At 59.5% G+C, this 22,265-nt stretch carries 22 protein-coding genes; 8 read left to right on the forward strand and 14 right to left on the reverse strand.

All coding sequences use genetic code 11. The features are described from left to right. Positions 1–222 precede the first annotated feature (222 nt). Together uppD and uppC are read right to left on the reverse strand one after the other, a co-directional pair. Entirely contained in the window at positions 223–1,365 is a 1,143-nt protein-coding gene (gene uppD, locus PIB16_RS04380; protein WP_161987838.1) for a polysaccharide biosynthesis type 4 glycosyltransferase UppD, read from the reverse strand. Positions 1,366–1,381: 16 nt separating this feature from the next. After that, positions 1,382–1,954 carry a polysaccharide export protein UppC gene (uppC, locus tag PIB16_RS04385; protein ID WP_003502309.1) on the reverse strand — a complete coding sequence of 191 codons (573 nt, stop codon included), beginning with the start codon at positions 1,952–1,954 and terminating at the stop codon, positions 1,382–1,384. A 210-nt stretch (positions 1,955–2,164) separates the two neighbouring features. Between uppC and uppB the strand changes: the two genes are divergently transcribed. Continuing rightward, a complete protein-coding gene (uppB, locus tag PIB16_RS04390; RefSeq protein ID WP_271045066.1) occupies positions 2,165–4,420 on the forward strand; it encodes a polysaccharide biosynthesis protein UppB in 2,256 nt (751 codons plus the stop codon). A gap of 18 nt (positions 4,421–4,438) precedes the next feature. Here the strand turns inward: uppB and uppA are convergent, their stop codons facing one another. After that, on the reverse strand, positions 4,439–5,665 hold the full coding sequence (uppA, locus tag PIB16_RS04395) for a polysaccharide biosynthesis GNAT family N-acetyltransferase UppA (RefSeq protein WP_271045067.1): 1,227 nt from the start codon (positions 5,663–5,665) through the stop codon (positions 4,439–4,441). 97 nt (positions 5,666–5,762) lie between these two features. Next, positions 5,763–5,975 (reverse strand): DUF2842 domain-containing protein, encoded by a 213-nt coding sequence (locus PIB16_RS04400; RefSeq protein ID WP_271045068.1) that lies wholly within the window; start codon positions 5,973–5,975, stop codon positions 5,763–5,765. Between the two features lie 143 nt (positions 5,976–6,118). Between PIB16_RS04400 and PIB16_RS04405 the strand changes: the two genes are divergently transcribed. Further along, the gene (locus tag PIB16_RS04405; RefSeq protein ID WP_271045122.1) at positions 6,119–7,222 is read left to right on the forward strand and encodes a COX15/CtaA family protein; all 1,104 of its coding nucleotides are present in this window, start codon (positions 6,119–6,121) and stop codon (positions 7,220–7,222) included. 6 nt (positions 7,223–7,228) lie between these two features. On the opposite strand, the gene PIB16_RS04410 is transcribed toward PIB16_RS04405, so the two are convergent. From PIB16_RS04410 to PIB16_RS04445, 8 genes are all read right to left on the reverse strand, one after another. Continuing rightward, complete coding sequence (locus PIB16_RS04410; RefSeq protein WP_271045069.1) at positions 7,229–8,071, reverse strand: aminoglycoside phosphotransferase family protein; 843 nt, start codon at positions 8,069–8,071, stop codon at positions 7,229–7,231. Between the two features lie 10 nt (positions 8,072–8,081). Beyond that, positions 8,082–9,014, reverse strand: coding sequence for an N-acetyl-gamma-glutamyl-phosphate reductase (gene argC / locus PIB16_RS04415; RefSeq protein WP_271045070.1), 933 nt, complete (start codon positions 9,012–9,014; stop codon positions 8,082–8,084). A gap of 70 nt (positions 9,015–9,084) precedes the next feature. Beyond that, a complete protein-coding gene (speB, locus tag PIB16_RS04420) occupies positions 9,085–10,038 on the reverse strand; it encodes an agmatinase (protein WP_003521541.1) in 954 nt (317 codons plus the stop codon). Continuing rightward, positions 10,038–10,331, reverse strand: coding sequence for an XRE family transcriptional regulator (locus PIB16_RS04425; protein WP_271045071.1), 294 nt, complete (start codon positions 10,329–10,331; stop codon positions 10,038–10,040). The genes speB and PIB16_RS04425 overlap by 1 nt, the downstream gene beginning before the upstream one ends. A 28-nt stretch (positions 10,332–10,359) precedes the next feature. After that, complete coding sequence (locus tag PIB16_RS04430) at positions 10,360–10,725, reverse strand: type II toxin-antitoxin system RelE/ParE family toxin (RefSeq protein ID WP_020811160.1); 366 nt, start codon at positions 10,723–10,725, stop codon at positions 10,360–10,362. A 117-nt stretch (positions 10,726–10,842) separates the two neighbouring features. Then, positions 10,843–11,310, reverse strand: a complete 468-nt coding sequence (gene rpsI / locus PIB16_RS04435) for a 30S ribosomal protein S9 (RefSeq protein ID WP_271045072.1) — start codon at positions 11,308–11,310, stop codon at positions 10,843–10,845. Positions 11,311–11,313: 3 nt separating this feature from the next. Beyond that, a complete protein-coding gene (rplM, locus tag PIB16_RS04440; protein WP_003502335.1) occupies positions 11,314–11,778 on the reverse strand; it encodes a 50S ribosomal protein L13 in 465 nt (154 codons plus the stop codon). Between the two features lie 252 nt (positions 11,779–12,030). Continuing rightward, positions 12,031–12,867: an EamA family transporter gene (locus PIB16_RS04445; RefSeq protein ID WP_080856254.1), complete on the reverse strand. Its 837-nt coding sequence runs from the start codon at positions 12,865–12,867 to the stop codon at positions 12,031–12,033. A gap of 906 nt (positions 12,868–13,773) precedes the next feature. Here PIB16_RS04445 and PIB16_RS04450 point away from each other — a divergent pair. From PIB16_RS04450 to PIB16_RS04465, 4 genes are all read left to right on the forward strand, one after another. Beyond that, a complete protein-coding gene (locus PIB16_RS04450) occupies positions 13,774–14,208 on the forward strand; it encodes a CoA-binding protein (protein WP_125145969.1) in 435 nt (144 codons plus the stop codon). A gap of 74 nt (positions 14,209–14,282) precedes the next feature. Continuing rightward, positions 14,283–15,566, forward strand: coding sequence for an O-acetylhomoserine aminocarboxypropyltransferase (locus PIB16_RS04455; RefSeq protein WP_142844873.1), 1,284 nt, complete (start codon positions 14,283–14,285; stop codon positions 15,564–15,566). A gap of 153 nt (positions 15,567–15,719) precedes the next feature. After that, a complete protein-coding gene (locus PIB16_RS04460) occupies positions 15,720–16,232 on the forward strand; it encodes a hypothetical protein (RefSeq protein WP_271045073.1) in 513 nt (170 codons plus the stop codon). 114 nt (positions 16,233–16,346) lie between these two features. Then, a complete protein-coding gene (locus PIB16_RS04465) occupies positions 16,347–16,688 on the forward strand; it encodes a cupin domain-containing protein (RefSeq protein ID WP_059752625.1) in 342 nt (113 codons plus the stop codon). 38 nt (positions 16,689–16,726) lie between these two features. Here PIB16_RS04465 and PIB16_RS04470 read toward each other — a convergent pair whose 3' ends face one another. Continuing rightward, positions 16,727–17,980: a cytochrome P450 gene (locus tag PIB16_RS04470; protein ID WP_271045074.1), complete on the reverse strand. Its 1,254-nt coding sequence runs from the start codon at positions 17,978–17,980 to the stop codon at positions 16,727–16,729. A gap of 83 nt (positions 17,981–18,063) precedes the next feature. Continuing rightward, positions 18,064–19,311, reverse strand: a complete 1,248-nt coding sequence (locus PIB16_RS04475) for a GGDEF domain-containing protein (protein WP_065653992.1) — start codon at positions 19,309–19,311, stop codon at positions 18,064–18,066. A gap of 450 nt (positions 19,312–19,761) precedes the next feature. Between PIB16_RS04475 and clpP the strand changes: the two genes are divergently transcribed. After that, the gene (clpP, locus tag PIB16_RS04480; protein WP_003521529.1) at positions 19,762–20,394 is read left to right on the forward strand and encodes an ATP-dependent Clp endopeptidase proteolytic subunit ClpP; all 633 of its coding nucleotides are present in this window, start codon (positions 19,762–19,764) and stop codon (positions 20,392–20,394) included. A 293-nt stretch (positions 20,395–20,687) separates the two neighbouring features. Continuing rightward, positions 20,688–21,965 (forward strand): ATP-dependent Clp protease ATP-binding subunit ClpX, encoded by a 1,278-nt coding sequence (gene clpX, locus PIB16_RS04485; RefSeq protein WP_059752638.1) that lies wholly within the window; start codon positions 20,688–20,690, stop codon positions 21,963–21,965. Positions 21,966–22,265: the final 300 nt, after the last annotated feature.

Consider the following 22,265-nt stretch of genomic DNA (forward strand, 5'->3'; position numbering starts at 1 on the left):
CCTTGGTCCGCACCCTCCAGCGCATCGGCCTTAAAATCGCATTGGATTTTCGACCGGAACGATGCGCAACCTCAAAGTGGTAGAGCGCCCTTCGTGCATCCGAATGGACACGTGGCGCTCTACGAGCAGAAAACTAGCCGAAACATGCTAAGAAACGTTTATGATGAGTTTCTACAGGACGGCCGGAATATACAATTAAAAATCGTGTTTTTGAAATGACTATCAGGTCGATAACAGGTCGCGATAGAGTTTCATCATCTCATCCGCCATGACCGGGGTTGAAAATTTCGCCTTGAAGCTGTCCGGGCGAGGCATGATCCGCTGCGCCCAGCCGGCATCCTCGGCATCCTTGACCATGATCAGTGCCAGCGCATCGGCGTCGCCAGCCGGCACGAGCGCCTCGCTGTCTTTTCCAAGGACTTCGGGAATGCCGCCGACATGCGAGGCGATGACCGTTTTTCCCGCCGCAAGCGCTTCGAGCACGATATAGGGCATGGCTTCGGCGCGCGACGGCACTACCACTGTCGTTGCCAGTTCGAAGGCCTGCCTGGCGGGCATGGCCGCATGCATGGAAATCCGTCGGGAAAGCCCGGCCTTGTCGATCATCGCGGCATATTTGTCCCTGTCCGGTCCGTCGCCGACGATCACGCCGGTCATCGGCTGGCCGATGCTGCGTTCCATTTTTGCAAATGCCCTGATGAAGACATCCGGTCCCTTGAGGTCGCGCAACATGCCGATATAGAGAAAACGGGCCGCATCTTCGCGGGCGGGCACGGTTTCGAACTCGCTTTCCTGCACGCCGTTATAGATCATCGCAGTGCGGGTGCGTGGCCTGCCGACCTTGGCCTCGTAAGTCGCCTGCTCGAAATTGCAGACGAAACAGAGCGCATCGGTGAAATGCTCCTGAAACCGCTCCAGCCGCAGGAAAAGCTGCCCTTTGAGGCTGTTTCTGGCGTAATGCAGGCTGCCGCCATGCGGTGAATAGAGGCGGGCTACGCGATACCTGTTCGCCCGCAGGAGTGAGCCGATCAGCCGGGCAAGAGCGCCACCCTTGGCGCTGTGCCCGTGCAGAATGTCCGGCCGCAAACTTTTGATGTGCTTGTAAGATTTCCACAGCGCCATGAAGTCGCCGGGGCTGATGGACCGACGGATGGGCAGACGGGTGAGGCCAAGCTCCAGCATCGGGGTGATCTGTGCGAAAAGCCGTTCCTCATGCGCGCCGCCGGTGGAGCTGTCGCAGACGATGCCGACCTTGTGGCCCTGTTTCACATGTTCTTCGATGAGGTCGCGCACATGGCGGAAGACACCGCCCACCGGGGAGCGGAAGCAGTGAATGATGCGCAGGGGAGGGCCGTCATCCGACACGTTCGCCACTCCGTTTTCAGAAGAAGCGTTCACGCACATAGACGGTATCGCCGGCCAGAATGGGGGCGGTGATACCGATCCGGCCGGTCATCACCTCGGCATTGATCTTGCGGGTGATGTCGACATCGGCCTGATTGGCGCGCGGGGTGAAGCCGCCGGCAATGGCGATGGCGTTTTGCACGGTCATGCCCGGCACATAAGAATATTGGCCGGGACGGCCGACTTCGCCCATGATGAAGACCGGGCGATAACGGTCGATCTCGATGGTCACGTCCGGATCGCGAAGATAACCCTGGCGCAGTTTGGCGGCGATGGCGGCTTCGAGCTGCGGCAGGGTCTTGCCGCGTGCCGGAACCTGGCCGACGAGCGGGAAAGCGACATAACCGGCCTGATCGACCGTATAGGTATTGGTCAGCCCGGCCTGCTCGAACACGTTGATGCGCAGCCTGTCGCCGCTATCGACATGATAAGGCTGCAGGGCGGCTTCGTTGAAGGACCTCGGAGCGGGTTGATATGCCGCGCAGCCGGAAAGGGCCGTCAGAACGGCGAGCGTCAGTGCGGTGACATGTCGTGATCCGGCGAGCGGCATCTCATCTGGCTCCGAGTCGAACTTTGATCATTCTTATCGTTCTGTTAGGGTTAATGTGCGGTAAACGACCGGCGCGAGCGTTGGTAATATCGGCTTTATTTCGTCGGATTCGCAGGGATTAACTGTTGTGTTACCGGCAAGACTTAAACTTCGCGAAAATTGACCATCTATATTTGAGCGCCCGAGGTTTGTCTCGGTTACGGAGCCCGCATGAACGGCGATCGCATTGACGACAGGGATGTGGATATCGATCTTGCGCAGCTTGTCGCGGCCATTTGGCAGCGCAAGGGCCGGATCGCGGCAATCACGCTTCTTGCCGGGGGCGCCGCCTTCGTGATCTCAAGCATGATGTCGCCCGCCTACAAGGGCGAGGCGCGCGTGCTGATCGAATCCCGCGCGGCCTCCTTCGGCGCCTCGCAGCAGTCCAATGCGCCCGCCGAACCCGTGCTCGATGAATTAACCGTTTCCAGCCAGGTGCAGATCCTGCAATCGGTAGACCTCATCAAGCAAGTCGCCAAAGACATGAAGCTTTACGAGCTGGATGAGTTCGATCCGGAGGCCCATCCTTCGCTCATCTCGCAGCTCCTGGTCGCCGTCGGCGTCAAGAAGGACCCGCTTCAGGTGCTGCCCGAAGAGCGGGTGCTGAGTGCCTTCCGGGAAAAGCTGCAGGTCTATCAGGTCGAAAGCTCGCGCGTCATCACGGTCGAATTTTCCTCGCAGGACCCCAAGCTGGCCGCCGCCATCCCCAATGAGATGATGAAGGCCTATATTGCCCTGCAAAGCGGCGCGAAGCTGGATACAAGCACGGAAGCGGCGCGCTGGCTGGAGCCGGAAATCGCCAATCTGCGCGAAAAGGTGCGCGAGGCCGACAGGAAGGTTGCGGATTACCGCGCCTCCTCCGATCTTCTCTCGGCGGGGCAGGGCGAAACGCTCGCCACCCGCCAGCTCAGCGATATCTCCACCGAACTCGGCCGTATCCGCGGAGAGCGCGCCAACGCGGAGGCGCGGGCGGAAGGCGTGCGCAGCGCGCTTGCAAGCGGCCGCCCGCTCGATACTTTTCCCGATGTCGTCGGTTCCCCGACGATCCAGAGGCTGAAGGAAAACGAAACGACCATCCGCAGCCAGATTTCCGATCTCTCATCCTCGCTGCTGGAAGGCCATCCGCGCATCCGCGCGCTGCGCAACCAGCTCGACGGCATACAGCGGCAGATTCAGGAAGAGACCCGCAAGGTGCTGGCAAGTCTCGAAAACGAGGCCAATGTTTCGCGCCTGCGGGAACGGCAGCTGGTCCAGCAGCTGAACATGCTGAAATCGGAAAGCGTGCGGGCGGGCGAACAGCAGGTCGGCCTCAACGATCTGGAGCGGGAAGCCTCGGCGCAAAGGCAGCTTCTGGAAACCTATCTTGCCCGTTACCGCGAAGCGACGTCGCGCGCCGGCTCGGTGGATTCCACGCCGGCCGATGCGCGCGTCATCTCGACGGCGGTGGAGCCGCGCGAACCCTATTTCCCGAAGACGGGCGCCATCACCATCGTCGTGACGCTGGCGGCGTTTCTGCTGTCCTGCATCGTCGTCATGTTGGTAGAGCTTTTCACCGGCCGGGCTTTGAAGCCGATGGGCAGGAGCCAAGTTCCGCCGCTCTCCGATCCGCCTTCTCCTTCGCGTGCTCCAGCCGATCCGGATAAGACCACGGACGTGCCGGAACAGCCTGTAGCCGCGCGCCATGAAACCATGCAGCCTGCTGCGCGGGCCATGCCGGTCGCGGCATACCAGCCCGTTGCTGAAGAGGAAGAACGGCATCTACCGGCCGTCGCCGCTGCTGCCATGCCGGCCTTGCCGGTGGAAGATGTCACGGCTGCGAGAGAGGAGGCAATCGATACCGATGACGATTTCTCCATCGACGCCGTTGCAGGTTTCCTGGCCACCCGCCTCGCCAAACCGGTCGCCGCAATCGTGTCGCCGGCCGGTGATAGCGGCTCGACCACGTCCGTCATGCTGGCGCGCGCTTTGTCCGAAATGGGTCGTTCGGTCGTTCTCGTCGACATGACGGCGTCAGCCTGTCCGACGCGGCTGATGGCGCCGGAAGCCGGGCTTCCAGGTGTCATGGACCTTCTGGCGGGCGCGGCCGCTTTCGGTGAAACCATTCACGGCGACCGCCTGTCCGACGCCCATATCGTGCCGCGCGGCAATGCGCAGCCGCGTGAGGCCATGCGCGCGATAGACCGTCTGACGATGATCCTCGGCGCGCTCTCCGACGCTTATGATACCGTCCTCGTCGAATGCGGCGCGGTGCAGATTTCGAGCCTCGGGAAAATGCTGCGCAACCTGCCGGCGGAAATCATCGTCTCGGTTCCCGGCAAGGATAGCGAATTGTTGGAAAAGACGCTCGGTGAACTGGTTGTTGAGGGCTATGAACAGGCATTGCCGATGACCGGCATGCGCAAGCCGGACCATCTGAGCGCGGCCTGAGGTGCTGCAAGACCCTGCTCAGTCGGGGGCGATGTCCATCTTCGAGCGTCCGGCGCGAAAACGCTGAATCAGCGCATAAAGCGCCGGATTGGATTTGATCAGGCTCTTCGTCCGGGCGATGGCGACATAGGCCGAGGCCGCAACACGACCCTTCAGCGTCACCGGCAGGAATATATCGTGCTGCACGGTGAAAAGCGGGCACCAGCTGCGTTTGTAGAGCTGGTCGCCGACGCCGAAATCGAAGATTGCCGCCTTTTCGCGGCATGCCCTTTCGATCATCAACCAGAACAGCAATTCACCGGGGCTGAGTTCCGAAACGGATTCATCGATCGAACCGAACTGGCAGATGATGTGATCCTGCTTGCGCGAAAGGCCGGCTATCGCGGCGATGACGCCCTCGCTTTCGCCATGCAGGCGAATGGCATGCAATTCCAGCAGACTGTCCGTGCCCGTCTCGGGAAAATTGGCCAGATCGTAGAAGAAATCCCGCACCGATTGATCCCGAAACACATCCGGAATGCCCTGCGAGGCGAAACGGGCGGCTTTCTGGCGGAAAAATGCCTGCAACAATTCGCATTTTTCCTGTGGCGACCGTGCGATCACATGGCTGTAACCGCCCATTTCCTCGGCCCTTCGGCTCTGGATGCGGAATTTCTTCCGTCGCCTCTTGGCGTTGACCTGTCGAAGCGTGGCCTCGAAACTTTCGAACAGGGGAAGCTGGAAGGCCGGATTCTGGTTTTCGACGGAAGCAAGATGCGAGAGGGGATTGGTCCTGTCGCGCCACGTCAGCGGTATGTTCTGCAACGCCAGAATATCGGCCCGGCCATGCAGCAGTTTCCGCGCTTCGCGGGCAATCGCCGCTGCGATTTCCTGTCCGGCCTGTTCGGCAAAGGAGGGGTCGAAAAGCCCCGTATTGATATTGTTGAAACGGCCGCCGGGAAAACGCGCCTTGCGGATACCGCCTTCCAGTACGATTTCGAGCGGTAGCAGAAAGATCGTCTTGCCGCCCTGCCGGCCGCGAAGCGTCAGGAGCGCGCTATTCTGCGTCTGCGCCCAGATAGAACACCAGCCGAAACCCTGATGCAGTGAATTGAGCGGGTCGTTTTCCAGCCGCTCCCAGTCGGCACGGATGGTGGAGGCGTCATCGACCAGATCGATCAACAGACGATCAGCACTCCGCCGCTCGTTTTGCACGGCGGCTGGTGCTTGCTCATCGCTGATAAAGACCGGCCCCTCAGCCGCCATCCACTCTCTCCGGTTGTTTCGGTCGGACTATATCGCTGAGCGGCAAACAATCGGTTTATAAAATTGCGACCTCAGGGTGTCATGCAATGGTCGGCGCTTAACCCTGCTTTTTGGGTCCAGCCATCCATTTGATGATCAGCATCGCCGGCAGAACCCACAAGATTCCGGTCAGCACGAAATAAGCGAGATGCACCCACCAGGGCGATTGCGCCAGCGCCGCCGATGCAATGGCCGTCGCCACCACGGCGTAAACGACGACGAGGCAGATGATGACGATGGTGCCGATGAACGATCTGAGGCGAGGGTGCATGAAGTCTTCCGTCATTGAGTATCTGCGCGGGACTATAGCGCCGCGACCGCATGCCGCAAACCCTGAGGCCTTGTTTTGTGGTGCCGGTTGGGGCTAATCAACATGACTGTATGAGGGAGACCTGAAAGATGCGTTCGAGCGGCATGACGATGGCAAATGGTTCTGCGGAAATGGTGGTGGAGGCTGCACTGCAGAAACAGGAGAAGGACCGCCGCCTGCTGCGCATCTGGCTGCGCGTCGTGCTTTTCACGCTCTTCTGTTTGGTCCTCGTCGGCGGCGCCACGCGGCTTACCGAATCCGGCCTGTCGATTACCGAATGGAAGCCGATCCACGGCGCCATTCCGCCGCTTTCAGTCGCCGAATGGGAAGAGGAATTCCAGCTCTACAAGCGCATTCCCCAATATCAGGAAATCAACAAGGGCATGTCGCTCGACGAGTTCAAGACGATTTTCTGGTGGGAATGGGCGCATCGCCTGCTTGCCCGCACCATCGGCGTCATCTTCGCTTTGCCGCTTGCCTTCTTCTGGCTCATCGGCCGCGTCGAAAAGCGCTTGCGCCTGCCGTTGGTCGGCCTTCTGGCGCTGGGCGGCTTTCAGGGCTTCATCGGCTGGTGGATGGTGTCCTCCGGCCTCGTTAACCGCACGGATGTCTCGCAATATCGCCTTGCCACGCATCTGACGATCGCCTGCCTCATCTTTGCGGGCTGCATGTGGATTTTGCGCGGGCTGTCGCATCATTCCCCCGAGGCCGCCGACGAAAAGACGGGCAGGGGTTTTGCCGCGCTGCTGACGGTGCTCTGTCTCTTCCAGATCTATCTCGGCGCATTGGTGGCGGGGCTGAATGCCGGCCTCTCCTATAATACCTGGCCGCTGATGGACGGCTCGCTGGTGCCGGGCGATCTCTTCCTGCAACAGCCCTGGTGGATCAACCTCTTCGAGAACCCCAAGACGGTGCAATTCGTCCACCGCCTCGGCGCCTATACGCTGTTTGCCGCCACGCTGTGGCATATGGTGTCTATGACGCGCGCCTTGCCTAATACACCGCATGCCCGCCGCGCGGTGCTGTTCTTCGTGCTCGTCTCCATTCAGGCGGCGCTCGGCATCACCACGCTGCTCATGCATGTGGATATTCATGTCGCGCTCGCCCATCAGGGCATGGCGCTGATCGTGCTCGGTTTCGCCGTTGCCCACTGGCGCGGATTTATCGGCGAATATCCGGCGCCTGTTGCGGTCGAAGTCAGGGACTGAGGCGGCTTAGAACTGCCCGAGCACCGTTTTGATGGTGGCCGCGACGGCGAGTTCGTTGTCGCGTTCCTCCGCATTGCCGTCCTCTTCGTGCCACGCGGCAGAAAGGCAGCCATAGGCAAAGGCATATTGCAGCAATAGCCGTTCGTCCCGTTGCAGAGCCTTCGCAAAAATCGCCGCCATGGAGGCGATGCGCGCCTCGCTGCGGGTAAGGTCGAAACGGTCGAGCGGGTTGGAGAACATGTTGGCGACATCGAGCGCCGCATCGCCGATCAGGCCGGCCGGGTCGATGATGATCCAGCCGCGTTCACTGCGCATGATGTTCTCGTGATGCAGATCGCCGTGCAGCGGCTTGATATCTCGCTGCCGGTCGATCAGTGCCTGCGCCAGCGCGGCGCCCTCGATATAGGGGCTGTCCACGCCGTCAGTACGGTCCTGTTCGGCCTTGCGGAACAGGCTCTCAAAATAGAGCGGCAGCGTCAGCAGGCTTGAAGGCGGCGGCTGCTGCGATGGCTGATGATATCTGAGCAGGACATCGGCGGCGATCTCCGTGGTGGCATTGTCATTGCCGTCGCGAAACAGCACGTCGCGCAGGGTCTCCGTGCCGGCATGTTCCATCAGCAGAATATCGTCGGAGCGGTCGAGCAGCTCCACGCAGCCGATGCCGGCGCGCCATTTAATGAAATCCGCGCCGCGAAGGCTATCCTTCAGTACTCTCTGTTTCAGAACCTTGGCGACGGCGAGGGAACCGTCGCCGCGCGTAAGCTCGTAAACCACCCCGGCCGGCGTATCGGCAATCTGTTTTGCGGCCTCGATATTCCACGAGGCCGGAAAAGATGGGGTGGTGGTCATGAGATAACTCTCATGCGGAGAGCATCAGTTCCATGTTCTGCACGGCAGCACCGGATGCGCCCTTGCCCAGATTGTCGAGCAGCGCGACGAGGTTGATGTGCTCACCGCCCGGCGTACCGAAGACGAAGAGCTTCATCGTGTCCTTGCCTGCCAGTTCCTCGGCGTCGATGCGCGCGAGCCCCTTGCTTTCGGCAAGCGGCACCACGTTGACGATGTCCTGTCCCGCATAATGGGCAGTCAGCGCCTCATGGATCGTTTCCACGGTCGCGCCTTCCTTCAGGTCGGCGGCAAACAGCGGCACCTGCACGATCATGCCCTGCGGGAAACGCCCGACGGAAGGCGAAAACAGCGGTGCGCGGTCGAGCTGGCCATGAATGGTCATTTCCGGCACGTGCTTGTGCTTGAGCGTCAGGCCATAAAGGAAATTATTGGCGCTGATCGCGTCATCGCGGCTCTGGTCTTCCATCTGGGCGATCATCTGCTTGCCGCCGCCGGTATAACCGGAAACCGCATTGACGCTGACCGGATAACCGTCGGGCAGCAGGCCTGCGGCGCGCAGCGGACGCAGAAGGGCGATCGCGCCGGTCGGGTAGCAGCCCGGATTGGCGACGAGACGGGCGGAACGAACCTTCTCGCCCTGTTCCTTGTCCATTTCGGCAAAGCCATAGGCCCAGTCCTGGTGAACGCGATAGGCGGTCGAGGTATCGATAATGCGGACATTGTTATTGCCGGCCACCATCGAGACCGCTTCCCGGGAAGCATCGTCCGGCAGGCAGAGGATCGAAATGTCGGCATTGTTGAGCATATCCTCGCGCATCGCCGCATTGCGGCGCTCGGCCTCGGGTATGGACAGCAGCTCAATATCGCGGCGACCGGCAAGGCGCGTGCGGATCTGCAGACCCGTGGTGCCGTGTTCGCCATCGATGAAGATCTTCGCTGTCATGTCCTTGTCCTGACTTTTCAAAGGGTTGCGAGGGTAATCGGAATCAGTTTGGCAGGCGCCGGCTTCTTTATCAGCCGGCCTTGGCCAGCCGTTCGGCGCGCAGGCCAAGCATATACATTGCAACGGTGGCTCCGGCAATGGCGGTAATATCGGCATGGTCGTATGCGGGCGCGACTTCCACGACGTCCGAGCCGCGAATATCGAGCTGGCCAAGCCCGCGCAGAACGGAGAGAATTTTAGCGCTGGTCGGCCCACCGGCCACCGGCGTTCCGGTTCCCGGCGCAAAGGCAGGATCGAGGCAATCGATATCGAAGGTCAGATAGGCGGGCATCCCAGCCGTGTGTTTGACGATCAGCGAGGCGATGTCGCCCGCCCGCATTTCCTCAACCTCGTAACCGTGGAGAATGCGAATGCCGAAATCGTCAGGCGCATGGGTGCGGATGCCGATCTGGATCGACCGATCAGGATCAATCAGTCCATCGCGCACGGCGCGGGCCACGAAGGAACCATGGTCGATGCGCTTGCCATCGTCGAACCAGGTGTCCTGATGCGCATCGAACTGCACCAGCGCCAGCGGTCCATGTTTGGCCACATGCGCCTTCAAAAGCGGCCATGTAATGAAGTGATCGCCGCCGAGCGTCAGCAGGTAATCCGTCTTGGAGATGATCCGGCGCGCTTCCTTTTCGATTGTATCAGGCGTTTTCCAGTGATTGCCATAGTCGAGCAGACAGTCGCCATAGTCGATGGTCGGCATATGGGCGAAAAGATCGCGCGCGAAGGGATATTGCGGGTCATTGTCGAAGATCGCCGAGGCGCGGCGGATCGCCTGCGGCCCGAAACGGGCGCCCGGCCGATTGGAGGTGGCCGCATCGAAAGGAATGCCCCAGATGGCCGTCGATACGCCCTTGAGGTTCTTGGTGTATTTGCGCCGCATGAAGGAGAGGACGCCCGCATGGGTCGGGTCGGTGGCGGCCGATGTCAGGGTCGTTGCGGTGAAGGCATGGTCGATGGTTTTGCTGGGCATTATTTATCCGCCTTTTCTGCAAGATCGGCGAAGTTGCGAATTTTGATCGCGCGGCCGTCGAAGCGCGCGACGATTTCAAGTTCGCCGCCCATCGCCTCGATGAACCGGCGTAAGGTCCCAACATACATATCAGCGCGCTTTTCCAGTTTTGCGACGGAGCTTTGGCCGATATCCAGTGCCTGCGCTATTTCGTCCTGCGAGAGTTTCAGCGCCCTGCGAACATCCGCAAGGTCCATTTCTTCTTCCAGGCGATCTGCTTCGGCTTTCGACTTAACACGCGCGTCGTCCGACATCCGGTTGCGCAACCGCGCAAAACTGTGCCTACCGCTCATTGTGTTTCTCCTTTTCAAGCTCGGCCAGATGCTCGTCATAAAGGTCGTCGGCAATCGGGATCATGCGGTCATAAAACCGTTTGTCTCCCGTCTTGTCGCCGCCAATCAAGAGGATCGCCATTCGACGGGGATCGAAGGCATAAAAAATCCGCAACGGCTTTCCGCTACTTTGGATTCGCAATTCGCGCATATGCGCGTGACGCGATCCATAAATGCCGCTCGAATAGGGGAACGGCAGTCGAGGGCCGCGTTCTTCCAGTTTCTGAACATGAGCGTCGATGCTGATGTGTTCGCTTTCTTCAAGCGTTTCCCACCATGTTCCGAATTCGTCCGTATACTCGACGACATAATTCATGAGGCAATATTATTCCCTTGAGGGAATAATTCAAGATGCCGTCGGGGACAAAATAAAAAAAAGGCGGAGCCGAGGCCCCGCCTTTCGAAGTTCTGAACGAGCCGTTCTGAGAAGCGATTAGCGCTTCGAGAACTGGAACGAACGGCGGGCCTTGGCCTTACCGTACTTCTTACGCTCGACAACGCGGCTGTCGCGGGTCAGGAAGCCACCCTTCTTCAGAACGGAGCGCAGGCTCGGTTCGAAGTAGGTGAGGGCCTTGGACAGACCGTGACGAACGGCGCCGGCCTGACCGGACAGACCACCACCGGCAACGGTGGCGATGATGTCGAACTGACCCGTGCGGGCAGCGGCGACGATCGGCTGCTGAAGGATCATCTGCAGAACCGGACGTGCGAAATACGTGGTGAAATCGCGGCCGTTGATGATGATCTTGCCAGAACCGGCCTTGACCCATACGCGGGCTACGGCGTTCTTGCGCTTGCCGGTCGCGTAGGAGCGGCCGAGGGTATCAACCTTGCGGACATGCACGGGAGCCGAAGCTTCCGATGCCGGGGCGAGGTCTTTCAGAGAGGAAAGATCGGCCATTTATCAGGCGCTCCTTACGTTCTTCTTGTTAAGCGCGGCCACGTCGAGAACGGTGGGCTGCTGTGCTTCGTGCGGATGGTTCGAGCCGGCGTAAACGCGCAGGTTCTTCATCTGGCGACGGCCGAGCGGGCCGCGCGGGATCATGCGCTCGATGGCCTTTTCAACGACGCGCTCCGGGAAGCGGCCTTCGATGATCTGGCGAGCCGTACGCTCCTTGATGCCACCCGGGTGACCGGTGTGCCAGTAGTACTTCTTGTCGGAGTACTTGTTGCCGGTGAAGGCAACCTTTTCCGCGTTGATAACGATGACGTTGTCGCCATCATCAACGTGGGGGGTGTAGGTAGCCTTGTGCTTGCCGCGCAGGCGGGTTGCAACGATGGTGGCGAGGCGACCAACAACGAGGCCTTCGGCGTCGATGATGACCCACTTCTTCTCCACCTCAGCAGGCTTCTGAACGAAAGTAGACATGAATTTCACTTTCTAATGTGGACCCGTCATCCTCTTTATGAAAGAGCATACGGGCGTTTCTTGTTGCTTGGTTTGGTTGCCGTCAAAGGCAACCGCAAATGACCCTATTCCGGCTGGAATCCGATCTGGCGCGCTTATACGGTGCGCGGGCGAAAGCGTCAATATGACGGATTCTGGAGGGTGTAAAAATAAGATAGCAAAAACAATGACTTGATAATGGGGTATTATTTTACCTCATCCAGCGCCCCCGTTTTATCCCAGTCGCATCACCAGAACGCCCGCTGCAATGATGCCTCCGGCAAGATAACGCCAGATGCTGGCACGTTCTTTCAGGATCACCACGGAGATCACCAGCGCAAAGAGAATGGAGGTTTCCCGGAGCGCCGCAACCACGGCGACGGGCGCCTTGGTCATGGCGTAGAGCGCCAGACCATAGGAGAGAATGGAGCCGCCGCCACCGATCAGGCCGCGCCACCAGTTGCGCCGGACATGGTCCGCGACCGGGCCCACGCCGCGCTGGTAGAAGGCAAAGCCGAAAAGCAGCACGGGCGGCAGAAGCGACATCCACAGCGTATAGGAGATTGCGTTGCCGGAAAGCCTTGCGCCGACACCGTCGACGAAGGTGTAGGATGCGATCACGAAGGCGTTGAGCAGGGCGACCATGATCGCCTTTCCGCCACCGCGCCGCGCCTCGAAAGCGAGCGTCAGAATGCCGCCGGAGATGACGGCGATGCCGGCAAGGGCCAGCGGGCTTAAAATCTCGCTCAGGAACAGGCTGCTCGTCGCCGCGACGATCAGGGGCGCCACGCCGCGCATGACGGGATAGACAAGGCCGATGTCGCCGATCGTATAGGCGGCGGCGACAAGCCGGAAATAGGCGAATTGCAAAACGGCCGAAGCGATCAGGAAAGGAATGGCGACCGGCGCGGGAAATGGCAGGAAAGGCAGAAACGGTAGCGAACAGGCCGCCGCGCCCGCCGCGATCAGCGAGGCGTCCAGCGATTTGTCGGATCCGGCTTTGACCAGCGCATTCCATCCGGCATGCAGCATCGCGCCCAGGAGTACCAGAAGAAGAATGTCGAATGTCACAATAGAGACTCGCTCACGGGCTACTTCGGGCAACCTACAGCATCGGCTTGAAAACCGGAATCGATTTTCGGCGAGGGCGGCAAGCCTTTGCCGATTGTTCGAGCACGCTTTTTGCGCCCGGGAAACCGCCCGCAAGCGGCATGTGGTCACCGCGGAAACTGCAACGCGCGTAAAATTTATGCTTTGTGCATGTCATGGCGCCGGGGAATGATTTTGCGCCGGCATCATATGACGTTCTGCTCATGATTTCATCCGCCAGATGGAGGCATGAGCGTCCGACGCACAGCTTCTGGTTTCGCCTCGAAGCGAATTTTCACTGAAAATACTACCAAATTTGTCAAATATTGGTGCGCAGTGCGCCGTGAAGCTTTGGGCGCAAGATGTATCAATCGGACCACGGTGCGCGTGAAAAACAATTTCATATCTTCCATGAACTGTAATCTGTAACGTTGTAGACTTCTATGTAGTTTGATTTGCAGAATAACTCTCTGAAAATTAGATATCTCTAATTTTCCTGTGAACGGAATGAAAACAAACAGGAGACGAAGAGCGCATGAATTGCACGCTAATGTTGTTTTGGCCCTTATTTGCGCCAATTCGCACCATTTTGAAAACTGGACAAAAATAGTCAGTACAACCGCCATTCCGGCGTTTGGTGAAATCATTTTGCGTGGGCGAAAACGTGCCGCTGCGCGGCGAAGTGTCTGCCGCAGCGGCAATTTTTCAGCCGGGCAGGGGTTAAAGAGAGCGAAGAACCTTCCTAGATGGAAGGGCGGACGCAACCGGTAGCGTCAGGTATGTGTCGGTAGAATTATGCAGGAGACGCTATGCTCGCGGCGCTTTTAATTGGCGCAGCTGCATTGGTATTCTTCAAACCATGCGACGCGCCAGAAGGGATAAGTTGACATGCAGCATGATAGTTACGAGCCCGACTACCTCAGAAGAATTCTGACCGATGTCAAAACCATCGCCCTGCTCGGTGCTTCGCCCAACCCGGACAGGCCGAGCCACGGCGTGATGCGCTTCCTGCTGTCCAGGGGGTATCGTGTGTTTCCGGTCAATCCCGGCCAGGCAGGCAAGGAGATATTGGGGCAGAAGGTCTATGCCAAACTCGCCGATATTCCCGAGCCGGTGGACATGATCGACGTTTTCCGGGCGCCGGAATATTTGTCGGCAATCGTCGAGGAGGCCATCTTACTGCCGGAGCGGCCAACGGTAATCTGGGGCCAGCTTTCCGTTCGCGATGACAATGCCGCCGCCAAGGCGGAAGCCTACGGTATGGAAGTCGTGATGGATCGTTGCCCTGCAATTGAGTATCCGCGTCTCAATATTGTGCGATAGTTGGTACGGATCGGACTTATCATTTGGCGGCAAGGCATTATGATCCCTCCGAAATTCCAATTGGAGGAAACATCATGCCGAGCAGCAATCCCGGGTTTTCGACGCTGGCCGTTCATGCGGGCGCGCAACCCGATCCGACCACCGGCGCGCGTGCCACGCCCATTTATCAGACCACGGCCTATGCTTTCCGCGACGCCGATCACGCCGCCGCCCTGTTCGGACTGAAAGAGTTCGGCAATATCTACACCCGCATCATGAACCCCACCCAGGCGGTTCTGGAAGAGCGCGTGGCAGCACTTGAGGGCGGCACGGCCGCGCTTGCCGTCGCGTCCGGCCATGCCGCGCAATTGCTGGTCTTCCATACGCTGCTGCAATCCGGCGACAATTTCGTCGCCGCCCGCCAGCTCTATGGCGGCTCGATCAACCAGTTCGGCCATGCCTTCAAGGGCTTCGACTGGCAGGTCCGCTGGGCCGACGCCACCGATCCGGCCAGCTTCGAGGCGCAGATCGACGAGCGCACGCGCGCCGTCTTCATCGAAAGCCTTGCCAATCCGGGCGGAAATTTCGTGGATATCGCCGCAATCGCCGATGTTGCCCATCGGCATGGCCTGCCGCTGATTGTCGACAACACCATGGCGAGCCCCTATCTGCTGCGGCCGCTGGAACACGGCGCGGATATCGTGCTGCATTCGCTGACGAAATTCCTCGGCGGCCATGGCAACTCCATGGGCGGCATCATCGTGGACGGCGGAACCTTCGACTGGTCGGCGACGGACAGATATCCGGCGCTGTCACAGCCCCGGCCGGAATATTCCGGCGTCGTGCTGCACCAGACCTTCGGCAATTTCGCCTTCGCCATCGCCTGCCGTGTGCTTGGCTTGCGTGACCTCGGCCCGGCGATCTCGCCCTTCAACGCCTTCCTCATCCTGACCGGCATCGAGACGCTGCCGCTGCGCGTTCAGCGCCATTCCGACAATGCGCTTGCCGTCGCGAAATGGCTGAAGGCGCATCCCAAGGTTGGCTGGGTGCATTATGCGGGGCTGGAAGACAGCGACAACCACGCTATCCAGCAGCATTATTCGCCAAAGGGGGCGGGCTCCGTCTTCACCTTCGGCGTCAAGGGTGGTTATGCGGCCGGCAAGGCGCTGGTGGAAGGACTGCAACTCTTCTCCCATCTCGCCAATATCGGCGACACTCGCTCTCTCGTCATCCACCCGGCCTCCACCACCCATGCGCAGCTGACACCGGAACAGCAGACGGCCGCCGGCGCCGGGCCGGATGTGGTTCGCTTGTCGGTCGGTATCGAGGACGTCAAGGACATCATCGCCGATCTCGAGCAATCGCTCGCCAAGGTCTGATGTGGTTGCTCACGCGAGTCTGGTGACCGCGTGACCCCCAGTGATATTTAAGTGTGATTGAGAGGCCGCCGGAAAACCCTGAAAACAGGGTGCTTTCGGCGGCAGCGGATTTGAGTGTAGGCCCCCGCCGTCCCATCGCGAAAGATGCGCCATATGAAAGACCGAACCGGGATGCTCCGTATTGTCGCCCTTCTCCTTGCGATCGGGGTTGCGGGTGTGGCTGACATACAGGTCGTAGCTTCGGTTTCGCCGGCAAAGGCCGAGGCGGAGTATTTCCCGACGCAGCAGGATTTTGTCGGAAAATGGAAGCTCACCGGTGCAACCAGCCGCCCGCCGCGCGATATGAGGACTGCGCCCGCCGCCCAGCAGGAAGCGGATGCGACACTGTTCCAGGAAACGGTGACGACATTTTACTCCGCGTTTGATTATCTGGAGATCACGGCGGACGGTCGCTACAATTTTCATCAACCCGGCGATCCCTCAGGTTCATGCGTCTGGTGCGGCACATGGTCCTTTGACAAGAGTTCGCTGTGGCTGAAGCTGGATACCGCGCCCCGGCTCGATATCTACGCGAAGAACGGCGATATACAGATGACGTACACCGCTGAACCCGACAAGAAGTCGAAATACACCTGGCTGGTTTTCGGCTGGACGAAGATGGAGTAGGCGTCTCATTTCCTCGGCGGTAACGCCCAACCGGAATACCCAAGACTGTTTGACGAAGCGCTCAGAATTGAGCAAAGCTGTATGGCCAACCATATTTGACGGACAGGGGACGTCATGACGAATTTTCTGTCCTTCGATGATATCGCCGAGCTGGAATACGGTGCACCCGCCCCGGAAAGACTGATTTCCGGCGATCCCAAATTCACCACATGGAATATCGAGGAAGCTCCGGGCGGCATCTATGCCGGCATCTGGCAGTCCACGCCCGGCAAATGGCGGGTGGTCTATGACGAATGGGAATATTTCAACATTCTCGAAGGCCATTCCATCCTGACCGAAGACGGCGGTGCCCCGCGCGATCTGAGACCGGGCGACCGCGTTATCCTGCGTCCGGGCTTTACGGGCACGTGGGAGGTCGTCGAGACGACGCGGAAGGATTATGTCATCCGGCTCTGAAACCGGATGATCCTTGCGAGTGCTCTACCGGCCAAATCTCACCAGCTGAGATCGAGCCGCTCCAGACCATGGAAATGATAGACATCCTTGACCCTGGGCGGCTCGGCGATCTTCAGGCCCGGCAGGCGTTTGAAAAGCAGGGGCAGGGCAAGATTGAGCTCCAGCCTTGCCAGCGGCGCGCCGATGCAGAAATGGATGCCGGCGCCGAAGGAGACGTTGGCGCCCTCGTTGCGGTCCGGCCGGAAGGTCAGGGGATCGGAAAATTTTGCCGGATCGAGATTGGCGGCGGCGAGGATGAGGCTGACCTTGTCGCCGCGCCTGAACGCGACGCCGTCGATTTCGACGGGTTCCAGAACCCAGCGCTGGAAAATATGCACCGGCGCGCAGATGCGCAGGGTTTCTTCCACCGTGCGTTCCGTGGCGGCATCGTCGTTAAACAGCGTCTTGGGGGAGATGCCGCTTTCCAGAATGATGCGCACGGAATTGCCGATCTGGTGCACGGTCGCCTCGTGCCCGGCATTCAGCAGCACGATGGTGGTGGAGATGAGCTCGTCGTCGGTCAGATACTGACCCTTGTGCTCCGTATGGATCATGTGGCTCAGCAGATCGTCCTTCGGCTCCGCCCGCCGCTCGGCGATCACGCTGCGCACATAGTCTGAAAACTCATGCGCGGCCCTGTCGGCCAGCAGCTCATCTTCCGGCGTGCGCTTGAACATATACATGCCGACATAGGCGTGCGACCATTTCAGAAGCTGCGGCCCCATCTCCTCGGGAATGCCGATCATGCGGGCGATCATCGTCACCGGAATGATATCGGCATAGGAAGAGAGCAGTTCCGTCTCGCCCTTGCTTTCGAAGGCGTCGATCAGACGGTTGGCGAGTTCCTCGATTTCCGGCTTCATCTTGTCGACGTGCCGCGACACGAAGGCGCGGTTGATGAGCGTGCGCAGCCGCGTGTGCTCCGGCGGTTCCAGTTCCAGAAGCGAATGCTGCTCGGCAGCGTCGAAATGCTTCACATGTTCCAGCGGCTCCGCCAGGCCGATCTCTTCGCGGCTTGCCACATGCAGGATCTGCCGTCCGAAGCGGCGGTCGCGCAACAGCGCGCTCACGTGGTCGTATCCGGTGAAAAACCATTGCCGCTGTTCTTCCCAGTAGAAGGTGGGACATTCAGCGTGCAGGGCCGCATAGACCGGGTTCGGATCGCTGTAGAAAGCCGGGTCGCGGGCATCAAGGGAAATGCGGCGGGTGGCGGGATCGATTTTGAGAAACGGAAATGTCGCTGTCATGCCCATGGTCTATTCCGCGCGCGGCGCTTTGGGAAGGGAGGGAAATCCCTTCCGGATACCTCTATGCCTGTCACTGGGTGGTTACATTGTCATCGGCTGGCGATGGCGGCTATCCGGTTCAGCGCCGCGACCTGGCGGTCGGCATTGTTGTCCATCGGATTTTCGTCGCGGTCCGAGGCGGGCACGACGACATTGGCTGAATTGACATGGATGACGGTCCGGTTGCGCCCGGCCTTCTTGGCGGCATAAAGCGCGCGGTCGGCTTCCGTCATCATCGTGTTGAGGTCGGCGTCCTTGATCATGGCTTCCGATATGCCGACGCTGGTGGTCACCTCGATGGCTTCACCGCGCGAACTGATCTTCGAAAGGCGCAGATTGCTGCGGATGGCTTCCGCAAGCGTCGCCGTGCTGGAAGGGCTTTCGACTTCGGCAACCAGCGCGAATTCCTCGCCTCCCATCCTGACGAAAAGGCCGCGATCGCCGATTGCGCGCTGGGCGATATTGCAAAAATGCACGAGGACCGCATCGCCGGACTGGTGGCCGTATCTGTCGTTGATCTTCTTGAAATGGTCGATATCGAACAGCACCAGAGCCACGTAACGGCTGGAGGCCGGCGACCTTTTCTTGATACGCTCGAACTCCTCCAGCAGGCCGCGCCGGTTGAGAACGCCGGTCAGATGATCGGTCATGGCGAGGCGATGGAGGCGGCTTTCCGTATCCTCCATGATGATCTTGGCGCTGATCATGATGATGGCCGTGAAGCCGAGCATGCCGGAGAGGGCAAGCGCCGATGTCATGGGAATGGCGTTGGGGATGGCGGCATTGACGGGGATGACGATGGATGCGACGAACGCCCCGGCAAAAGCCTGCAGGATCAGGATCGCGGCCAGAACCCGGCGGCTGCGTGAGGCGCGCGCCTTGCTGGCCAGAAGGACGCCGGCGAGCATGAAATAACCCGTGGCCGCACTGGCGTGATAAAGCAGGATGCGGGCCACCATGTTTTCACGCACGGGCGGCAGGAACATTCCGGCGATCCACAGGAGAGCCGGAATGGCGACCCAGCCGCCGATTTTCCGCTGTTCGAAGCACAGCAGGCCCGCAAGCCAGAAACCGAAGGCGGAAAGTGCGAGCGTATTGCCGACCTGGATGGACAGAAAACTGGAAATATCCCCGCGAAACGCCACCATGACAGCGCCGAAGCCCGTGGCGAGGAAACCGGCGGCGAAAAAGAGATTATGCCGGCGGGAAGGGCGGTGCAGCCACAGCGTTCCCAAAAGCACGGCAAGGGTGAACGTTTCCGCCGCCCACAGTAGCGTGCTCGTCTTTGCATCCAGCATTGCAAAATCCTATCTGCGCCATAATGCGATAAAAGCGGGCTCTTTCGCACGAGGTGCGTTATGCCCGCTGGAATTGTTGAGCTGCCATTTCGCCCGGTGGGCCCATTCCCCAAAGGGAACCGGAAATTCGCTGGCCAGTATCGGCAGCAAATACTAACGAGTTCTTGCCGGTGAGAAGTTATATCTGTGCATGGCGGGCGATTTTTGCCGTCGTCGCCTGCCATAGTAAAAAAATGGTGGCAGCGGGGAAAGAGGCCCGGCTGGCGCCGCCCGGTCCGAAAGCCCTGTCAACCTCGGCCCGAAAGGCCTGCAAACGCTGTTGAGCCGTTAAGGATATGCGGCTTCGTGTCTTGAAGTACGGGGCAGGGACACTCTATGTAGGGAGTATGAAGGTTAGAAGTGATTCCGGAGCGGTTTTTCGCGAAGGGCAGAGTTTGACAAAGGACGGACATGAAAAATCCAGTTGATACCGCCATGGCTCTGGTGCCGATGGTCGTTGAGCAGACCAATCGCGGCGAACGCTCCTACGACATATTTTCCCGTCTTCTCAAGGAACGCATCATTTTCCTCACCGGCCCGGTGGAAGACCAGATGGCTTCGCTCGTCTGCGCGCAGCTGCTTTTCCTCGAGGCTGAAAACCCGAAGAAGGAAATCGCGCTCTACATCAATTCGCCGGGTGGCGTTGTGACCGCCGGCATGGCGATCTACGATACGATGCAGTTCATCCGCCCTGCGGTCTCCACGCTCTGCGTCGGCCAGGCTGCCTCCATGGGCTCGCTGCTTCTGGCTGCCGGTGAAAAGGGAATGCGTTTCGCAACCCCGAACGCCCGCATCATGGTGCACCAGCCTTCCGGCGGTTTCCAGGGGCAGGCATCGGACATCGAGCGCCACGCCCGCGACATCATCAAGATGAAGCGCCGCCTCAATGAAGTCTACGTGAAGCACACGGGCCGTACGCTCGAAGAGGTTGAAAAAACCCTCGATCGCGACCACTTCATGGATGCAGACGAGGCGAAGGACTGGGGCGTGATCGACAAGATCCTGACCTCGCGCCAGGAAATCGAAGGCGCCGCCGCGAATTGAGGCGCGCCGCTTTTTGACGTTTGTTTGAACCCGCAAAAGTAATTTCGGGGCTTTCAACCGCAACAGAAAGCGATATTAGTATATATAAAGGCTATGTTGAATTTTTATGACGTGGCCTTTGGTTTGATGGGGAATTCGTTGCAGCCGGTTGTCAGCTCATGTATCTGATACCGGTTAGTACCCCGGGAAACGAGGCGGATACGGCGATGCACCCCAAGGGCTGCCGTATCGGCGGGCGGTAAGTTGACCGCGATCCGTTTGGCGGACCTGCGGCGTGCTGGAAGGAAAGTGATATGAGCAAAGTCAGCGGCAGCAACGGCGGCGACTCTAAGAATACACTCTATTGTTCATTCTGCGGCAAGAGCCAGCACGAAGTCCGGAAACTCATTGCCGGACCGACGGTATTCATCTGCGATGAATGCGTCGAATTGTGCATGGACATCATCCGCGAGGAGAACAAGACGTCGATGGTGAAGTCGCGTGAGGGTGTTCCCACCCCGCAGGACATCATCAAGATCCTCGACGAATACGTCATCGGCCAGAAGCAGGCGAAGAAGATCCTGTCTGTTGCCGTTCACAACCACTACAAGCGCCTCGCGCACGCCTCCAAGAATGGCGATGTCGAGCTTGCGAAGTCGAACATCATGCTCGTCGGTCCGACGGGCTGCGGCAAGACCTATCTTGCCCAGACGCTCGCCCGCATCATCGACGTTCCCTTCACCATGGCGGACGCAACGACGCTGACCGAAGCCGGTTACGTCGGCGAGGACGTGGAAAACATCATCCTGAAGCTGTTGCAGGCTGCGGATTACAATGTCGAGCGCGCCCAGCGCGGTATCGTCTATATCGACGAAGTCGACAAGATTTCCCGCAAGTCGGACAACCCGTCCATCACGCGCGACGTGTCGGGCGAGGGCGTTCAGCAGGCGCTTCTGAAGATCATGGAAGGCACGGTCGCTTCCGTACCGCCTCAGGGCGGCCGCAAGCATCCGCAGCAGGAATTCCTGCAGGTGGATACGACCAACATCCTGTTCATCTGCGGCGGCGCCTTTGCCGGTCTCGACAAGATCATCTCGGCCCGTGGTGAAAAGACCTCGATCGGCTTCGGTGCGACCGTCAAGGCGGAAGATGATCGCCGCGTCGGCGAGGTTCTGCGCGAGCTGGAGCCCGAAGATCTGGTGAAGTTCGGTCTCATCCCGGAATTCATCGGCCGTCTGCCGGTTCTCGCCACGCTGGAAGACCTCGATGAGGATGCGCTGATCCAGATCCTGTCCGAGCCGAAGAACGCGCTGGTCAAGCAGTATCAGCGCCTGTTCGAGATGGAAGATGTGGAACTGACCTTCCACGAGGACGCGCTGCGCGAAATCGCCCGCAAGGCGATCACCCGCAAGACCGGCGCCCGCGGCCTGCGCTCGATCATGGAAAAAATCCTTCTGGACACCATGTTCGAACTGCCGACGCTGGAAGGCGTGCGCGAAGTGGTCATTTCCGACGAGGTCGTCAGCGGCCTTGCACGCCCGCTCTACATCTATGCGGATCGTCAGGAAGAAAAGACCAACGTTTCGGCCTGATCGGCCGGTCCGGTGCTTCGATGAAGTCAGAAGGCCCGCCTCCGTGCGGGCCTTTTCTGTTGTCGCCGGGTGTGAAACTTGCGCCTAACTTGGCGAAGCCCGATTTTGCGTTTGGAGCGGATTGCGCTTTGCTGATAAAGTCTTACAACTGATTTGCAGCGCGATATGACGGAAATGTGAATTTCGTCGGCGACCCGGTTCCTGAGCCCTCAAGGATAACCGGAAATGTCGGTAGTATTAGCCGGCGCTGGGTTTTGTTGAATTTCACGGTCCTGCCGTCGCGTAAGGCCGTCTGTTCCG

The organism is Agrobacterium sp. ST15.13.015 (assembly GCF_027871645.1).
Lineage (GTDB): Bacteria > Pseudomonadota > Alphaproteobacteria > Rhizobiales > Rhizobiaceae > Agrobacterium > Agrobacterium leguminum.

Excerpts from the sequence above, each read along its gene's own strand:
- uppC (WP_003502309.1), bottom strand. The coding sequence starts at position 1,954 with ATGCCGCTCGCCGGATCACGACATGTCACCGCACTGACGCTCGCCGTT.
- uppB (WP_271045066.1), top strand. The coding sequence starts at position 2,165 with ATGAACGGCGATCGCATTGACGACAGGGATGTGGATATCGATCTTGCG.
- uppA (WP_271045067.1), bottom strand. The coding sequence starts at position 5,665 with ATGGCGGCTGAGGGGCCGGTCTTTATCAGCGATGAGCAAGCACCAGCC.
- PIB16_RS04400 (WP_271045068.1), bottom strand. The coding sequence starts at position 5,975 with ATGCACCCTCGCCTCAGATCGTTCATCGGCACCATCGTCATCATCTGC.
- PIB16_RS04405 (WP_271045122.1), top strand. The coding sequence starts at position 6,119 with ATGACGATGGCAAATGGTTCTGCGGAAATGGTGGTGGAGGCTGCACTG.
- PIB16_RS04410 (WP_271045069.1), bottom strand. The coding sequence starts at position 8,071 with ATGACCACCACCCCATCTTTTCCGGCCTCGTGGAATATCGAGGCCGCA.
- argC (WP_271045070.1), bottom strand. The coding sequence starts at position 9,014 with ATGACAGCGAAGATCTTCATCGATGGCGAACACGGCACCACGGGTCTG.
- speB (WP_003521541.1), bottom strand. The coding sequence starts at position 10,038 with ATGCCCAGCAAAACCATCGACCATGCCTTCACCGCAACGACCCTGACA.
- PIB16_RS04425 (WP_271045071.1), bottom strand. The coding sequence starts at position 10,331 with ATGTCGGACGACGCGCGTGTTAAGTCGAAAGCCGAAGCAGATCGCCTG.
- PIB16_RS04430 (WP_020811160.1), bottom strand. The coding sequence starts at position 10,725 with ATGAATTATGTCGTCGAGTATACGGACGAATTCGGAACATGGTGGGAA.
- rpsI (WP_271045072.1), bottom strand. The coding sequence starts at position 11,310 with ATGGCCGATCTTTCCTCTCTGAAAGACCTCGCCCCGGCATCGGAAGCT.
- rplM (WP_003502335.1), bottom strand. The coding sequence starts at position 11,778 with ATGTCTACTTTCGTTCAGAAGCCTGCTGAGGTGGAGAAGAAGTGGGTC.
- PIB16_RS04450 (WP_125145969.1), top strand. The coding sequence starts at position 13,774 with ATGCAGCATGATAGTTACGAGCCCGACTACCTCAGAAGAATTCTGACC.
- PIB16_RS04455 (WP_142844873.1), top strand. The coding sequence starts at position 14,283 with ATGCCGAGCAGCAATCCCGGGTTTTCGACGCTGGCCGTTCATGCGGGC.
- PIB16_RS04460 (WP_271045073.1), top strand. The coding sequence starts at position 15,720 with ATGAAAGACCGAACCGGGATGCTCCGTATTGTCGCCCTTCTCCTTGCG.
- PIB16_RS04465 (WP_059752625.1), top strand. The coding sequence starts at position 16,347 with ATGACGAATTTTCTGTCCTTCGATGATATCGCCGAGCTGGAATACGGT.
- PIB16_RS04470 (WP_271045074.1), bottom strand. The coding sequence starts at position 17,980 with ATGGGCATGACAGCGACATTTCCGTTTCTCAAAATCGATCCCGCCACC.
- PIB16_RS04475 (WP_065653992.1), bottom strand. The coding sequence starts at position 19,311 with ATGCTGGATGCAAAGACGAGCACGCTACTGTGGGCGGCGGAAACGTTC.
- clpP (WP_003521529.1), top strand. The coding sequence starts at position 19,762 with ATGAAAAATCCAGTTGATACCGCCATGGCTCTGGTGCCGATGGTCGTT.
- clpX (WP_059752638.1), top strand. The coding sequence starts at position 20,688 with ATGAGCAAAGTCAGCGGCAGCAACGGCGGCGACTCTAAGAATACACTC.